Below are 14081 nucleotides of genomic sequence, written 5' to 3'. Positions count from 1 at the left end.
TTTTTTCATAGCGGCAGGCAACACAGCCCACGCCGGGGGTGCCATACGTCAGGCCTTACCACGTTCGGCGCTGTCGAGTTTTGCGATCAGTTCGGCGAAGCGGTCGGGCACCGGCTGCTCGGTGACCGTGTCGTACATCTCCCGCAACTGCACGGCGAGGCGGTTTCGCGTGTGTTCGCTGAGGCCGTTTCGAGGCGCGGCTCGCCCCGCAGGTGTCCGGGGTCGACGCTCAGCCTGCGCGTGCGTTTGGTGATCTGAAGCAGTGCTCACCGGCGCTTCGCGCGCGCGAAGACCGGCGTCTTTGCCTTGATCGACCATCCCACACGCCCCTTACTGCCGAAGTCGGCTCGGCCGCATTGTGCTGCGGCTCGACATACGCCATGGCTGCGGTTGCAACGCCTGCCCGCCGGGATCGGTTCCGCCGGGGGGTGGAACGGAGTGCCGGCCTCCGCGTTGGGCGATAGGCTGCGCAGCATACAAGCCGGCCCCGGCACATCTTCGGTCACGAACCGAAGCGATCGTGGCCGGGCAACACGGCGAGGCACAGGGGATCGAATGTCGACATCGCAACTCGTGGTACAGCACCTGCCGTACCTGCGCCGCTACGCGCGTGCGCTCACGGGGAGCCAAGTGGCGGGTGACGCGTATGTCGCCGCCACCCTGGAGACCCTGGTCAACGAGCCGGATACGCTCGGGCGCAGCACCAACATCAAGGCCGACCTGTTCCGGGTCTTCACGCGGATCTGGAACTCGCTCTCGGTGAACGGCCGCAGCGAGCAGGTCCAGCACGATCTTCCGGCGGAAGTCCGCCTCGGCCAGATCACGCCGCTGCCGCGGCAGGCCTTCTTGCTCTCATGCCTCGAAGGGTTCTCCGAGGAGGATGCGGCCATCATCCTCGGCGTCGACGTCTCCGAGGTCCGCGACCTCGTGGACGAGGCGGGCCGCGAACTCGCCGCCGACATGGCGACCGAGATCCTCATCATCGAGGACGAACCGCTGATCGCCATGGATCTCGAGGCGCTGGTCGAGGGCCTCGGCCACAACGTCATCGGCGTTGCCCGGACCCGGACCGAGGCGATCAAGATCGCCGGCGAGGGCAAGCGCCCCGGCCTGATCCTGGCCGACATCCAGCTCGCCGACGGTTCGTCGGGCCTCGATGCCGTGAACGATCTGCTGAAGACCTTCGAGGTTCCGGTGATCTTCATCACCGCCTATCCCGAGCGGTTCCTCACCGGGGAGCGGCCCGAGCCGGCCTTCCTCATCGCCAAGCCGTTCCAGCCTGCCAACGTCTCCGCGGTGATCAGCCAAGCACTGTTCTTCCAGCAGACCGCCCGTCGGCGGGAAGCCAAGACGGCTTGAGATCTCCGCGAGACGGCGCCACGGCGCTCATCCCGCCGGCCCAGCAACGACTGGTGATCGCAGCCCCGGCGCAAGCCGGGGCTTTTTTGTTGGCTGCCGCGGGTCCGACGGCGACGCAAAAAAACGGGCCGGAGAAATCTCCAGCCCGTCGAAGAGGTTCCGGCCGATGCACAAGGGGAATGCGGGGAGGACCAGGTGGCCGGGTGCTGGAAGAACGATTGCCGCCCCATGAGGTTCCAAAAAACGCACTTTGTCCGTGAGCGTTGCGCCGGAGCCACAGGGAATGGTTGTGGATTGCGTGGGTGCGCCACCGCACCAACACCCGCGCCGCGGACGAATACTCAGGATTCCTGAAAGCGCGGCAGTCTAGGAACCTGCGATTGCAGAGCGCGTTATCAAAACATCCTGTCAAGCTCTCACGATGAGGTCGGGACGATGCTGCGGTCTGGTTTCATTCTGGGCGTGAGTGCTCCCGCCGCTCTTCTCACCGTGCTGATCCAGCCGGTGGTCCGCGACACGGCCGACCGTTGGACGCCACCTGTGCTGGTGGCCCAGTCCGCGCCCGCGCCACTGCCCGGCATGCGCCCGGCCTCTCTGGCGATCAGCCCGACCCGGATCGCCGGCGTCCAGAAGATCGATGACCATATTATGCCGGTGGCCGGTGAGGCGCAGGATCCCAGCATTAAGCCGATTCTCAGGCAGCCGACGCGTCGACTTGTGCGGGAAGGCTGCGAGACGGCCCTCAGTTCCCTGGTCGGTCCCGAAGCGCGGCGCATGACCCCGGGTCGCTGCATCTCCTGATCCTGCTCCACACTCCACCACACGAAAAAGGGCCTGCCAGATTGGCGGGCCCTTTTTCGTGTGGTGGAAGTCCCGTCGGACAGACGGCAGGGATACGAAGAACGGCGCCGGTCCAGGGGACGCAGCGCCGTTACGCAAAACGCTGACGCGACCGCCTCACTCGGCGCGGCCGGTCCCCGTCGACTGACCGCCCTTACGTCCGGCGGACGAGGCGAGTTCGCGATCCTGGGAGAACGACCGCTTCTCGGCCGGCACACTGCGTCCGCCCTTGCTGGCGATCTCGCGCTGCCGCTCCAGGTTCATCGAGGCAAAGCCCCGCTTCGAGGTCGAATTTCCGGATGCCATCAGTTCCTCCTCTGGCTTCGCTTCACCCCGCAACAACCTTCAGCAGTAACCAAGGTTCCTGTGCCCAGACCTGGTCAAGCTTCCGGCAATCAAGCTTGGCAGCAACCGGGGTGTTGTGCGCCGCGTTGGTTGCGGAACGACCTGGACGGATGCCGGCGCCTGGCCGGGGCAATGCCTCGGAGGATTGGCGCTGGGCTCCGGGTCACCGCGCGCGAACTGTCTCGCTGCGCGGTTCGAGGAAGGAATGATGCCCGCATGACGAACCGCAACATGGTAAAAGACGCCGCCGGGGGCACGCCGGTGCCGCAGCCCAACACCCCCACGCTGCCGCCGATGCCCGCGCCGGAGGATTCGTCCACACCGACGACCCGGGAGGAACCGGTCGATTCGCCGCATCTCAATGCGAGCCTCAAGCGCGATGCGCCCGCGCCCGGCACGCAGGGTTTGTCGACGAAGCGCTGACCCGCGGTCGATTCAGGCTGCCCGCCCCCGTGTGAGGCGGGTCAGGCCAAGGACAAGGAGGCCGATCGCGAGGATCGTCCCGATCCCCGCCACGGTCAGGATGCGCTGAACCAGGGGCGTGTAGACCCCGCGGGCGGCGTCGTAGCCGTAGCAGAGCAGGGCGAAGCGGTCCGCCAGCCCCCCGACGCGCCCCTCACCGGCCTCGGTGAGGGCGAGGCGGAGATCCCGCCCGGTCAGCGCCAGGGGCGAGAGAATCCGGGCTACCCGCCCATCACCGGCGAGCAACAGGGCGGCGGCCGGATGGGCGAAGCTGTCGGTCCCGGCATCGTAGACTGCCGTGTAGCCGAGTGACGCCGTGAGGCGGGCCAATGCGGCGTCCGAGACGATCAGCGCCTCGGGCCGGACGGATGCAATGCGCTCGCCCAGCGTCTCGGCCAGCATGCGGCGTGCGGCCGCGGCATCGTCGCGGGGATCGATCCCGACGAGCACCCATGCGTAGTCTTCCGGTGCCAGGCCGGTCGAGGCCAGGGCATCCGCCGACATCGACACCATCGGGTCGCAGACATTGCCGCAGGTGTAGTCCACCGGCAGCAGCAGGGCAGGCCGCCCCGCGAGCGCCCGCCCGAGGGTGATGGCTTGCCCGGTGCGTGCGTCCGTGACCGGGAGATCGAGGGGCGCTCGGGCCCCCGGCGGCGGTGCCACCGCGACGCGGGCGAGGTCGGCCTGGACAAGGCGCGCGCAGGCCGGCCCCGCCGCGAGGATAAGGGCAAGCGCCAGCGCGGCGCCGGAACCTCCGGCGGGGCTGGACAAGTGTCTGACGAACCGCATGGATATGCGGGCCCGTCCGGCCCCGCCGTCCTGGGCCTCTGACCCGCCGCGGAGCCGCCGTATGACCCTCGACACCGAGGTTTCCTCCCTGAAGCAGGTGCCGCTGTTCCGAGAGGTGGAACCGGCCCGCCTGAAGCTCCTGGCCTTCACCAGCGAGCGCGTCCATTTCGAGCCCGGGCAGCGCTTCTTCGCCCGCGGCGATGTGGCGGACGCGGCCTACGTGATCCTCAAGGGGACCGCGGAGGTCAGCATCGATGGTCCGGCCGGTCCGGTGCGGTTGGCGCTCCTCAGTCAGGACGCCCTGGTGGGCGAGATGGGCATCCTGGCCGAGCAACCCCGGTCGGCCACCGTTACGGCGGAATCCGCCGTGACGGCCCTGCGGATCGATCGCGGGGTGTTCCTGGAACTGCTCGCACAGTTTCCACAGATCAGCATCGCCCTGATGCGTGTGCTGGCCCTGCGCCTGGAACAGACCAACCAGGCCCTGGCGGAGAGCCGGAGCTGAGGCGCGTCAAGGCGTCGGATAGGTGATGAATTCCAGGAGGGACCCGTCCGGATCCCGGAAGTAGACGCTGATGCCGGAGCCCGCGGCACCCGCCGTCGCGATGGGACCGAGTTCCACGGGGACGCCCCGCGCTTCGAGATGCGCGACCGCCTCCTCGATCGCTCCGGACCACCGGAAGCAGAGATCGCTGTTGCCGGGCATCACCGGATGCGCCGCCACCACGTTCGGGCTGACGCCGGGACCGTGGCAGTTCAGTTGCACGCCGCCGAACCGATAGGCGAAGCCATCGCCCCGCTCGACCACCTCCGCGCCCACCACATCCCGGTAGAAGGCGTTCGATTGCGCCCAGTCGCTGACATGGATCACGCAATGATCGAGATGGATTGCCGGGCTGAGCGATCCCGGTGGCGCGACCGTCATCGCGTCGGGAAGCGTCTGGGTCTCGGGCATCGTTCACTCCGGGCAGGCGTCGACAGGACTCCGCTGCCCAATCTGAATTAGGGCGCAACCATGGCCGCGGGAGCCGTCCGGGCGCGCTTGGCTGCGGCGGAAAAGCTACATCGCCCCCGGCGGGGAGGCGGTACGCATATCCGGATGCATGGACACCGCGTGACAGACCCGATGAACCCGATGCGCCGCCCGGCCTGGGGCCGAATCCGGGGGATCCGGCTCCCGCGGGTCCTGCTCGCCCTCGTGGCGGCGGCGCCGCTCGCGGCCTGTCAGACCCGTCCCATGCAGGTCGCGCAGGATGACGACGCCGCCTGGTACATCGGCGCCAAGCCCGACAAGCCCTTCGACATCCCGCTGGTCGACACTCAGCGGCTCGACCCCAAATACCGCCGTCAGCAGGTCAGCTACAACGGTCCGGAGCAGCCCGGGACGATCGTGGTCGATATCGACAAGCGCCAGCTCATGCTGGTCCAGGCGGACGGGACCGCGATGCAGTACGGCGTCGGCGTCGGCAAGGCCGGCTTCTCCTGGAAGGGCGAGGCGCGGGTTGGCCGCAAGGGCGTCTGGCCGGACTGGAGCCCGACCACCACCATGGTCTCGCTCAACCCCGACCTACCCAGGCTCCGCAAGGGCGGCCTCGACAACCCCCTCGGTGCGCGGGCGCTCTACCTCTATCAGGGCAACCGCGACATCCTGTTCCGCATCCACGGCACTAACGAGCCCTGGAGCATCGGTGAGCAGCTGTCGTCAGGCTGCGTCCGCATGCTGAACGAGGACATCGCCGACCTCTACGAGCGCGTGCCGGTGGGAGCGCGCGTCCTCGTCATGCGCAACGGCAAATACCGGGTCTGAGCGCCGCGGCCGGATCTCAACCCGCGGGCTGAGTGGCCTGTGCGGCCGGACCGACGGCGAGCCGGTCCGGCGCCAACCCGGCGCACCCCAGGACGGACGCTGCGGTGAACCCGAGGGATGCCCGCGCGCGGCCGTCCGATCCGGTCCAACCGCCGGCGCCGTCCCGGCCAGCAGAATAGGGCACCGGCTGAGGGCATCGATCCGGGTTTTGAGAAACGGCATATCGAGCCATCATGGCTCGACCGCCGCCGCTCCCGCGTCGAATTCGGATCGGTTCGAAAACCCGAGTGCCCCGGTCATTCCCCCCGGAACTTGATGAGAATCGGATGTCCCTCCAACGCGACGGTCACCGATTGACCCTTGCCAAGCGTCTGAATGGGCTCGGCGGCCTTGGTCGGATCGATGATGTCCACCTTCGAGAAGGCGCGGTCGCTCTCGACCGTGACATCCACCGCCGGGACGGGCACGGGCACGTTCTTCTCGCTATCCCAGATCTTCCGCTCGTCCCACACGATCAGGGTCGAGGACGTGCCGTCTCCGGTCACGAGGAGGCTCTTGACCTTCAGGTCACCGGACGAAAGCGTGAGAGACGGCGCTTGCCCCTTGGCTGATGAGGTTTCCCGATCCCCGGTCGAGACCGTGTTGATCAGATTGCGGATCGCGGAGGCGGCGGGTTTGGGCCGATATCCGACATCGAACAAGCCGAAGTGGTTCTCCATTTCACTCGAAGACGGATCGGGATAGGCATCCAGCAACTGATACAGATAGATTTTTACGATACCACTATCGATGGCATCCAGGATCAGATTGAGCGACAGACTCGCCTGCGTGGCTTCGTCCACGCCGCCCCATGTGCCCTTCCCCGGCAACGTATAATAACCGACCTCCGTGATCGCGGCCGAGCTGCCGTGATCCAGTTCACGCAGATGCTCGACGATGGTTCGGACAGCCGCTTCCGGCTGCTCACCCTTCGGCGGATAGGTGTGCGCATTGTACACATCGAACTTGCCGATCAGCTCCGGCCAGGAGGTGAGATTATAAACCGGTCGTGTTTCGAGACGCGGACTATTCTTCACCGCCTTGTAGAGAGCATCCTGGTACGCGACGGCCGCTTTCGGTCCCGTCTCGCCGTTGTATGTTACCGGCCAATTGTTGACCTCGTTCGGGCCCTCGATCGCCGTGATCGCATCCGGATGCGCCTCCGCAAAAGTTTCGAGCATCGATAACGTTTTCGCCAGCGGCAGATTCGGCGATACGACAAAGTCGAACTTGAAGCCGGCATCCGCAAATTTGTCGAAGTGGTATCCGCCACCGCCCGGAAGCGATCGATCCGGCACCGAATCTCTGAGATTGCTGATGCCAACAAATTTCAACGCATCAATCACCTTCTCGACGTTTGCATAACCCCCATCTGTGTAGTGTATATGTGTATTGACGCCGATCCGGTCGAGGAAATCACGACTCTCGATTGCTTGAGTCTGATTCGCGCCGAGCTGCCCGGCCGTCGTACCCGCAGTCGTGTTCTGAGCCAGCACGGAAGCCTGATCATGCAGCGTCCGCTGTGCGACGACGGCACCGCCCATCCCGAGGACCGACGTGCCGACGATGACGGATGTCCACAAGCGTGATCGCATGATTGTGCTCAAAAACCTCAGATAATCGCCAGAAGCCATAATACGCCAGTGAACATCGGTCAAATAGCAATCACCAAAAGTAGTAAGCAGCTAATACGCAGCAACGCCGCCTGCACGGATCAACACCAGGATTCCTTTTCGACAGGCTTGGCCTTGCGCGGGTCGACCCGAGTATTATTCGACGCGACCCTATGCAAAATCTCGGATGAGTGATCCATCGCTGCGCGGGCGGCGCGTGAGAATCCCCCTTGCAGTCCTCCCGGCGCCACGGGTCGAAACAATACGAACCCTGCCGCGTCCTCGGGCCGGGATCCGGTCCGAACTCTCAAAGAAATGTAGAGCGTGCAATATAGTCTTAAATATCTAAAGCGGAGAGGCAATATTAAATACCAATGATGTGCTATGAGATGAAATGATACACGTAATATTGTCGACAATAGCTAGAGAGGACTGGAACCCCACCGGCTATCGAGATCAAATCGATAACGATACAGCTTTCGACCGTAAGTTTATCCTCGAAGCGCGATGCGGCAAGGCATCTTCGACTTCAGGACCAGGGCCTTGTGAGCGAGGCATGGTTTAGCCGGGGAGGGGACAATCCATACCCGACTGACCGATCCAGTGAACAAGATCTACGACGATCGATATACGAGCCTGCATCGAGCGAACTACAGCGTTGCCGTATTTCATGACGGCACTCGCGAAGACAACAGGATCTATCGACTCCACAAACCCCAAACGACTCCGCGATGGGGGAGACCCCGCACCTCAATATCCTTCTAAGATGCCAGAACGGAGTATAATACCTTTAAATTCGCCGCCTATAAATTGAAAATTCTTGCGATAGACCGGAAATACGAATTGCTTGACAAGGGTCGACTATTTGGTGCTAACAATAACCGCATTCACGATTCGACGTCTAAACCTGCATTCAATGAATAAACATAAAGCGCCTCGCCTATTGCTATCAGGCATAGGGATTGCATGAGGAGCGGGCACACGAGAGGGTTTGGCAAGATGTACGTCTTGAAGCGTGTCCGTCGAAAATTCGAAAGTACTGCTCGGAACGCGTTGCACGGATTTTTGTCAACTAAATTGGCAACAAAAAGAATAGAACGTTACTATAGTTCGCTCCGCGCCACGCACCAGTCACGGCTCGACTCCTTGGACGAGACGGAGCGGAAGATTGTAACGTCCCTGTGCGAGGATGGAATTTACCAAGCCCACCTCGATGATCTGAGCCTCGACGGCGTCGTGCCGATGCTGGAGCAGGCCCAGAACGTGTGTCGGGATATCGAGTTGCAGCTTGCCGAAGCCTCCGCCCATCACAATGATCCGTATCTGATTCAGGCCAGCAAACGCGAACTGGCGAATCGGCCTGAGATCTATTTATTCGGACTCAATGAAAAGCTTTTGCAAATCGTCGAGGGCTATCTCGGGCTGCCGGTCGCGTTCGGGGGGTTCAATCTATTTTACACATTGGCGGATGGTCGAGAACGCGGCGCACGTGTTTGGCATCTTGACGGGGAAGACGAGAGCATTGTCAAAATTGCGATATATTTGAATGATGTCGACATGGACGGCGGCCCATTTGAAATGGTCCGCAATCGAATTTTCAAAGGTGGGCGCCCATACAAACGCCCGGTGAGACACGACAAGCTCGAAAGGATCGTGGGGAAACCCATCGAAGCGAGTGACATCGTAACGTGCGTCGGTCGGAGCGGAAGCGTCATTTTCTGCGACACCGCGCGCTATTATCATCGCGGCAGACCAGCGACCGGCAAGAACCGCGCGGCGATCTTTTTCAATTATTATCCCCGGCCGCCCCGGCGACCCTATTTTTGCGGAAATCCGATCGTCGCTCTTCAAGATTATAAGATGTCAGACCAAAATCTCAGTCATTACCAAATTCAGAGCGCGCTCTGGCGCGAACACCTCCCCGCTGTGGCGAAGTATGTTCTTCCCCGTTGACCGGGATCTGAAGATTCCTCACCCGCCTACGGAACAAAAATCTGGACGTCGATGTCGCTGCGATCGATCCCGAGCAGTGGGCCAGACCACCGTTAGGCAGGTTGCCGCCCGTCTCCAACGGTCTCCTCATCCAAAACGAACCGGCGTCCCAAACGCTCAATTGCGGCACCGCACGGCACCGACAGTCGTCACGGACGTGCCGCTTCCGAGATTAAGTGTCACCGAAATCGCGCGCCCACCTTTGGTCCACGCGCCGATATTCTGGGTCGTCGTGGATGTCTGGCGCCAGCCCTTCGATCTTAGCTTGGCGGCAGCCGTGTCGTAATCGATGCCGGATTTTATCCTGAGGCCACCGATCAGGTCGGCGCAACTCGGCTCGTCATCCTTGGCAAAAGCGCGCGAGATCGACAAGACGGAGACGGCGAGGAGCAGCGTCGCCCTGGCATATCGTGCCGCCATATCCCTGAACTCGCTGTTAGAACACATGGGCAATATGTCGGCTTAGGTCCGAACAAGCGATCGAAATTTTCTGGTCACGCGTCGCCACTGAAAGTCCGGGAATTTTGATCGCCAGGGTGAAAGCCGTTTCTCGGCAGCGTAGGGCTTACCCTTCAGCGGATTGGTCAAGTGATAACCGAGGTGCCAGGGTTTGAAACCGCCGACGTAGTGTAGGATCGCGGCATGGTCGCGCAAATGACCCTCGTCCTCCCGTCGCGGATGATCGATCATCATGTTCCATTTTTCTGGCACCTCGGTGAGGCGCGCGCTAAGAACCGCATTCAACGTGTCTTGATCGGCATGCTTGATGTCGGGCCGCGACGATACGAAGTCACAGAGCCGCGCTTCGGTATTTTCCGCGCGCCAGGCGTCAACATTTATGAGCAGAACACCAGAATTGAAGTAGATTTGATCTGGAGACAAGCCCAAGGACGATTTCAGCTTTGTGTCGGGGTCCAGCCACGGGTCTCGGACGGCACCGAGTACGTCGACACCAGCCCCCAGCTCCCACAATTCCGTTAAATCCCGCCTGCAAACCACGTCACAGTCCAGGTAAATGATCCGATGCACCGAAGTGGGCAGTAAGTCGGCAAACAGCAGGCGCGAATAGGCCGCCCTGCTCAGATGATTCGCCATACGCAATGCTTTGGGAAGATTCGTGAGCTTCGATGAAATTTCGTAGCTGGAAAAGTCATTTCCGTGCTCGCGAGCGATCGTTCGGCATTTTACGATATCGCTTGAATGAACTCCGTCTGAAAGAAGATGGAAATGGATCTTCGCGTCTCGCGTTACCGACATCGCGGATTGCATGACGATGCCGGCATAGGAGCCGTAGTTCCGGTCGGCCGCACACATCACGTTGATCGGGGTCATGTGTGGTGCCGGGAATGATATGGGCACTGGCCTTAATCTCTCACAAGCTGACAAATGGAAAGCTAAACATAGTTAGTGCGCCGGAGGACAAAGTCCACTCCGATTATAGATAAAAGGATGTCGGAAAGCCTTTAGTACGGCAAAATCACGAAGTAGTGGGCATAATAATAGATCAGTATTGCGAACCGCATTGTGTCTATAGCCTGTGTCGTCTTTCTATTTGCCTACAATCCGGAACTCAAAGATTTTCAATAAAGTCGCTTCTATTGATTTGATCGGATAACGGCTTTTCAGATTTATTGCCGCCAAAGATCAATCTCTATACATTTTAGCTGTAGCAAGCCTCTTGTCGGCGATCTGGTGCCCTGAGACTCTATTGCTGCCCCGGGAGCGTCTTAGGCAGGCAATATAATCGATGCTTCTGCGGAGCATGGATCGTGAAGACGTCAAGTCGGCTGGAGACCGTTGATCTGATTCTGATCGGCATTGCGAACATAGTGCCGATGCCCGCAAAAACTCATACCGGAGGCGTAAGCGGCACTCAGAGGGCGCCGCGGCACGTGTGCAGGAAAGCGGCTGCCAGCTTTAAGTCGGTAGGTCTCGCTTTGTGCCTCAGGCTTTCGACTCGTCTAAGACGACGCCGAGCAGGAGTGTCCCGCTCGCCCGGATGAACTCTGCCGCTTCAGCGACACTCTCTTTGGGCGATTTGCCAAGATGCGCGACCAAGATGACCGCGTCCGTATGCGCCAGCAACGACAGCGACGGTGGCATCACTGCAAGGCTGGGAAGACTCACGATGATGTTGTCGTATACCCCAGCCACGGACGAGAAAATAAGCTTCTCAGACATGGTGCCGAAGGTCGAACCCGCATCGATGGGCGTTTCCAATTGAATGATCGACAGGTTCGAAGATACCTGCACAATTCGACTCCGATCATCGACCGCTTCGTAGTGCTCGGCTTGAACCGGCGGGTTGAAGCCTGATGCATAGGCGAGGGCCGACAGGGGATTCGCTCTGGACAGGCTCGCATCCACGATCAATGTTTTCTTGCCCGACAGAGCAAGGGCATTCGCCAACTGTTTTGTGAGGACCGCGGAAGCATCCCCCTCTGAAACAGCGAGAATACCGATATTGCGACATGAACTCTGCAGATGCGCGCTTTCGATCGCAACCATGACCCTGTTCAGGAAGAACTTTGTTCGGGTCTCGATTTTCTGGTGCGCCTTATTCCGGAGCGCACGCCTTGCCCCCTTGGCGAGGTTTGCTTTTCCAAAGCAGAGGCAATTCAGTTCGTCCTCGACCTGAGACGGCGATCGTACCGAGGTGTCCAGCGAGTCGAGAAGGGCAGCAACACTGATACCGAACAACGCGCCGCCGAGCAGGGCGACGGCGACGACAAGCTTCGGATTGGGGAAGATGCGTGCTAATTCGGGGCTCGCAGAAGACACGATATTCGCATCGGCGACGAGAAACGAGGTCGATTGGACATTCTCGGTCAGCTTTTCCAGAGCAGACTCATACATCTTTCTGTACGTGGTCGTTGCACTGTCAAGCTGCGAGAGCGTGACCTCGGCATCCAATTGCCCAGTCGCTTGTGATTGGCCGCTGACGCCAGTTCTGAAATCTTGGGCGTCGTGCGCAGCCTTGTGCAACTGCGTTTGCAGCTGTTGCACCCGGTGCTCCAACCACTCGCGTGAGCGGGTTGCGTCCTCGACCTTCCTCGCGAGCTGATTTTTGATATACGCTTCGCACAGTGCATTCACGATTTTAGATGCTTTGCTCGAGCTCTGCGAGCGGAACGAAACTTGAATGATGTATGATTGGGAAACGCGTTTCACATCCAAGCGGCTGGCAAAACGGCCGACGACCCCGTAAAGCTGCTTGTTACTGGCAGATGTTGCGTCGGCCCGGTTCGGCAGCGCCAGTTCGTCGTCGGAATCGAGTTTCAGATCCTGAACGACCGGCAGAATCGTGCTGTACGACCGCATAATCTCGATCTGGCTCTCAACCTGGGAGTTGTTGAGCGTGAGATCGATGAGGCCCGAATCCTGTTTCAGGAGCTGCTGCGGTTGTGGCGGGTTGATAAGTATCTGCGCAGACGCCACAAAGTCCGGAGGCGAGAGATGCACGTATATGAATGCTAGAACCGCGAAAAGAATGGCGCTTCCGCCAATAACGCGCGCCCATTTCAGCAGAAAGTCAAATAAATCTTCCAAGCCAGTATGCCGTCGATCGCGGCTTCTGCTCTCCTGTAGTGGATCGGATTTAAAGATTTGTGTCTTGTCTAGCATCCGACTCGGTCCAGTGAGCGATTAAAGCAAATCGTGCGAGCACTCGTATTTCTAGTATTGGCTTTTCACGATTTATCGGCTACAGATCATCGTCAAGGCACATGTTTCCGAAACAGCAAGTTCGCCAGCGGATCGGATTTTTGGATTAATATTGACGCATTACTATAAATATTTTGTTGCAAAAGTTAGTATAGCCAATTTTATGGTGCATAGCAACCAGGGCGGTCTTTGGGGGCGGTTCGCGCTGTCGGTCACAGACATCGGCGGTTGCGGAGGTGGCGTGGTCCGCCCGGTGCGCGATCCTATTGAATACGCCGACGCTGTATCGGTCCCCGCGCCGCAGCGCCTGACCAAGTACGTCCGCTTTTGGGGTTGTGCTCGGCCGTGAGGCATCGGTGGCGATTGGTATGCGATGCATCGAGTCCATGGGTCTCGGAGGCGACGCGATGGCGTTAACTCGGCAAATCGCGCCGCCATGTGACGGGCTATCTCGCATCTGCTCACACGTCCACGGCGCAACGACATCATAGCGTCGGCGTCGTTCTCGATGCTCGTGTAAGATGACGTTCATCCATCTAGCCATCGATCGTGAATCAAACCCGGACTGTATTTTCTAGAAAATAATCTAAAACCCATGCCATAAGAGATTTGGTGTCGGGATAGATGCTTCTTGCGATAGTAATGTTTTCAATGTGTCCGGCACATGCGAATAAAACCGATCCATCTACGTAGTTTCTGCCGCACCGTGTATTTGACTCGCCGGTCCCGTGTCCGCAATTGTCTTGGGCCGATCGCCGCGCTTTTGGGCCTTCTTGACCTCAATTCTAAGGTCAAAAGCTTTCACGACCTGCTTGTCAAAACAAGTTTTGGTCGCTACAAACCGCCTTAATAACCAATCATTAACGTTCGCCATTGGGCTCGCCAAAGGAGCTGAGACCATGCTGACTCGTGCCGAGCCTGCCGCGTCCGCCGACTTTGTTGCGGCGCACGGTCTGGTGGAGATGACGGAGGTCGCCGAGCACGTGACCGGCCATCTGGTCGGACAGGTGAGCGGGGCTGCCGAGGCCGTGGGCGTCACGGTGCTTCCGGTGACGCCGTTCGTGGCCCGTGGCCTGCGCCTGAACTGGGCGGCCAAGCGCGCGCTGGACGTGGGCGTGGCCACCACCGCTCTGTTCCTGCTGCTGCCGCTTCTCCTGCTCATCGCCGGTTTG

At 60.5% G+C, this 14081-nt stretch carries 14 protein-coding genes and 1 pseudogene; 7 read left to right on the top strand and 8 right to left on the bottom strand.

Features of this window, described 5'->3' with window-relative positions:
- Positions 1–48: 48 nt before the first annotated feature.
- On the bottom strand, positions 49–318 hold the full coding sequence (locus MKK69_RS22415; protein WP_243971581.1) for a NepR family anti-sigma factor: 270 nt from the start codon (positions 316–318) through the stop codon (positions 49–51).
- 237 nt (positions 319–555) lie between these two features.
- Here MKK69_RS22415 and MKK69_RS22410 point away from each other — a divergent pair, with 237 nt between their 5' ends.
- Positions 556–1359 (top strand): response regulator, encoded by an 804-nt coding sequence (locus MKK69_RS22410; RefSeq protein WP_043349459.1) that lies wholly within the window; start codon positions 556–558, stop codon positions 1357–1359.
- Positions 1360–1794: 435 nt separating this feature from the next.
- Positions 1795–2160 carry a hypothetical protein gene (locus MKK69_RS22405; RefSeq protein ID WP_243971579.1) on the top strand — a complete coding sequence of 122 codons (366 nt, stop codon included), beginning with the start codon at positions 1795–1797 and terminating at the stop codon, positions 2158–2160.
- Between the two features lie 156 nt (positions 2161–2316).
- On the opposite strand, the gene MKK69_RS22400 is transcribed toward MKK69_RS22405, so the two are convergent.
- A complete protein-coding gene (locus MKK69_RS22400) occupies positions 2317–2505 on the bottom strand; it encodes a general stress protein (protein ID WP_043349455.1) in 189 nt (62 codons plus the stop codon).
- Positions 2506–2760: 255 nt separating this feature from the next.
- On the opposite strand from MKK69_RS22400, the gene MKK69_RS22395 reads away from it, so the two are divergent.
- The gene (locus MKK69_RS22395; protein WP_243971577.1) at positions 2761–2967 is read left to right on the top strand and encodes a hypothetical protein; all 207 of its coding nucleotides are present in this window, start codon (positions 2761–2763) and stop codon (positions 2965–2967) included.
- Positions 2968–2979: 12 nt separating this feature from the next.
- Here MKK69_RS22395 and MKK69_RS22390 read toward each other — a convergent pair whose 3' ends face one another.
- The gene (locus MKK69_RS22390) at positions 2980–3777 is read right to left on the bottom strand and encodes an SCO family protein (protein ID WP_243971575.1); all 798 of its coding nucleotides are present in this window, start codon (positions 3775–3777) and stop codon (positions 2980–2982) included.
- Between the two features lie 79 nt (positions 3778–3856).
- Here MKK69_RS22390 and MKK69_RS22385 point away from each other — a divergent pair, with 79 nt between their 5' ends.
- A complete protein-coding gene (locus tag MKK69_RS22385) occupies positions 3857–4300 on the top strand; it encodes a cyclic nucleotide-binding domain-containing protein (protein WP_243971573.1) in 444 nt (147 codons plus the stop codon).
- Positions 4301–4306: 6 nt separating this feature from the next.
- On the opposite strand, the gene MKK69_RS22380 is transcribed toward MKK69_RS22385, so the two are convergent.
- A complete protein-coding gene (locus MKK69_RS22380) occupies positions 4307–4750 on the bottom strand; it encodes a VOC family protein (RefSeq protein WP_243971571.1) in 444 nt (147 codons plus the stop codon).
- Between the two features lie 180 nt (positions 4751–4930).
- Between MKK69_RS22380 and MKK69_RS22375 the strand changes: the two genes are divergently transcribed.
- Entirely contained in the window at positions 4931–5602 is a 672-nt protein-coding gene (locus tag MKK69_RS22375) for a L,D-transpeptidase (RefSeq protein WP_243971694.1), read from the top strand.
- 296 nt (positions 5603–5898) lie between these two features.
- Here the strand turns inward: MKK69_RS22375 and MKK69_RS22370 are convergent, their stop codons facing one another.
- On the bottom strand, positions 5899–7299 hold the full coding sequence (locus tag MKK69_RS22370; protein WP_243971569.1) for a hypothetical protein: 1401 nt from the start codon (positions 7297–7299) through the stop codon (positions 5899–5901).
- Positions 7300–8400: 1101 nt separating this feature from the next.
- Here MKK69_RS22370 and MKK69_RS22365 point away from each other — a divergent pair.
- Positions 8401–9207: a hypothetical protein gene (locus MKK69_RS22365; RefSeq protein WP_243971567.1), complete on the top strand. Its 807-nt coding sequence runs from the start codon at positions 8401–8403 to the stop codon at positions 9205–9207.
- A gap of 156 nt (positions 9208–9363) precedes the next feature.
- Here the strand turns inward: MKK69_RS22365 and MKK69_RS22360 are convergent, their stop codons facing one another.
- The 3 genes from MKK69_RS22360 to MKK69_RS22350 all read right to left on the bottom strand — a co-directional run bounded on the left by MKK69_RS22360 (position 9364) and on the right by MKK69_RS22350 (position 12870).
- Positions 9364–9666, bottom strand: a complete 303-nt coding sequence (locus tag MKK69_RS22360) for a hypothetical protein (RefSeq protein ID WP_243971565.1) — start codon at positions 9664–9666, stop codon at positions 9364–9366.
- A 42-nt stretch (positions 9667–9708) separates the two neighbouring features.
- Positions 9709–10578: a glycosyltransferase family 8 protein gene (locus MKK69_RS22355; protein ID WP_243971564.1), complete on the bottom strand. Its 870-nt coding sequence runs from the start codon at positions 10576–10578 to the stop codon at positions 9709–9711.
- Positions 10579–11190: 612 nt separating this feature from the next.
- Positions 11191–12870 (bottom strand): GumC family protein, encoded by a 1680-nt coding sequence (locus MKK69_RS22350; protein ID WP_243971562.1) that lies wholly within the window; start codon positions 12868–12870, stop codon positions 11191–11193.
- Between the two features lie 938 nt (positions 12871–13808).
- On the opposite strand from MKK69_RS22350, the pseudogene MKK69_RS22345 reads away from it, so the two are divergent.
- A pseudogene (locus tag MKK69_RS22345) lies at positions 13809–14081 on the top strand (sugar transferase); the annotation flags it as partial.

It is taken from the genome of Methylobacterium sp. J-026 (assembly GCF_022829585.1).
In the GTDB taxonomy this organism is placed as follows: domain Bacteria; phylum Pseudomonadota; class Alphaproteobacteria; order Rhizobiales; family Beijerinckiaceae; genus Methylobacterium.
This window is presented reverse-complemented; position numbering and strand designations above follow the sequence as displayed.

Excerpts from the sequence above, each read along its gene's own strand:
- MKK69_RS22415 (WP_243971581.1), bottom strand. The coding sequence starts at position 318 with ATGGTCGATCAAGGCAAAGACGCCGGTCTTCGCGCGCGCGAAGCGCCG.
- MKK69_RS22410 (WP_043349459.1), top strand. The coding sequence starts at position 556 with ATGTCGACATCGCAACTCGTGGTACAGCACCTGCCGTACCTGCGCCGC.
- MKK69_RS22405 (WP_243971579.1), top strand. The coding sequence starts at position 1,795 with ATGCTGCGGTCTGGTTTCATTCTGGGCGTGAGTGCTCCCGCCGCTCTT.
- MKK69_RS22400 (WP_043349455.1), bottom strand. The coding sequence starts at position 2,505 with ATGGCATCCGGAAATTCGACCTCGAAGCGGGGCTTTGCCTCGATGAAC.
- MKK69_RS22395 (WP_243971577.1), top strand. The coding sequence starts at position 2,761 with ATGACGAACCGCAACATGGTAAAAGACGCCGCCGGGGGCACGCCGGTG.
- MKK69_RS22385 (WP_243971573.1), top strand. The coding sequence starts at position 3,857 with ATGACCCTCGACACCGAGGTTTCCTCCCTGAAGCAGGTGCCGCTGTTC.
- MKK69_RS22380 (WP_243971571.1), bottom strand. The coding sequence starts at position 4,750 with ATGCCCGAGACCCAGACGCTTCCCGACGCGATGACGGTCGCGCCACCG.
- MKK69_RS22375 (WP_243971694.1), top strand. The coding sequence starts at position 4,931 with ATGCGCCGCCCGGCCTGGGGCCGAATCCGGGGGATCCGGCTCCCGCGG.
- MKK69_RS22360 (WP_243971565.1), bottom strand. The coding sequence starts at position 9,666 with ATGGCGGCACGATATGCCAGGGCGACGCTGCTCCTCGCCGTCTCCGTC.
- MKK69_RS22355 (WP_243971564.1), bottom strand. The coding sequence starts at position 10,578 with ATGACCCCGATCAACGTGATGTGTGCGGCCGACCGGAACTACGGCTCC.
- MKK69_RS22350 (WP_243971562.1), bottom strand. The coding sequence starts at position 12,870 with ATGCTAGACAAGACACAAATCTTTAAATCCGATCCACTACAGGAGAGC.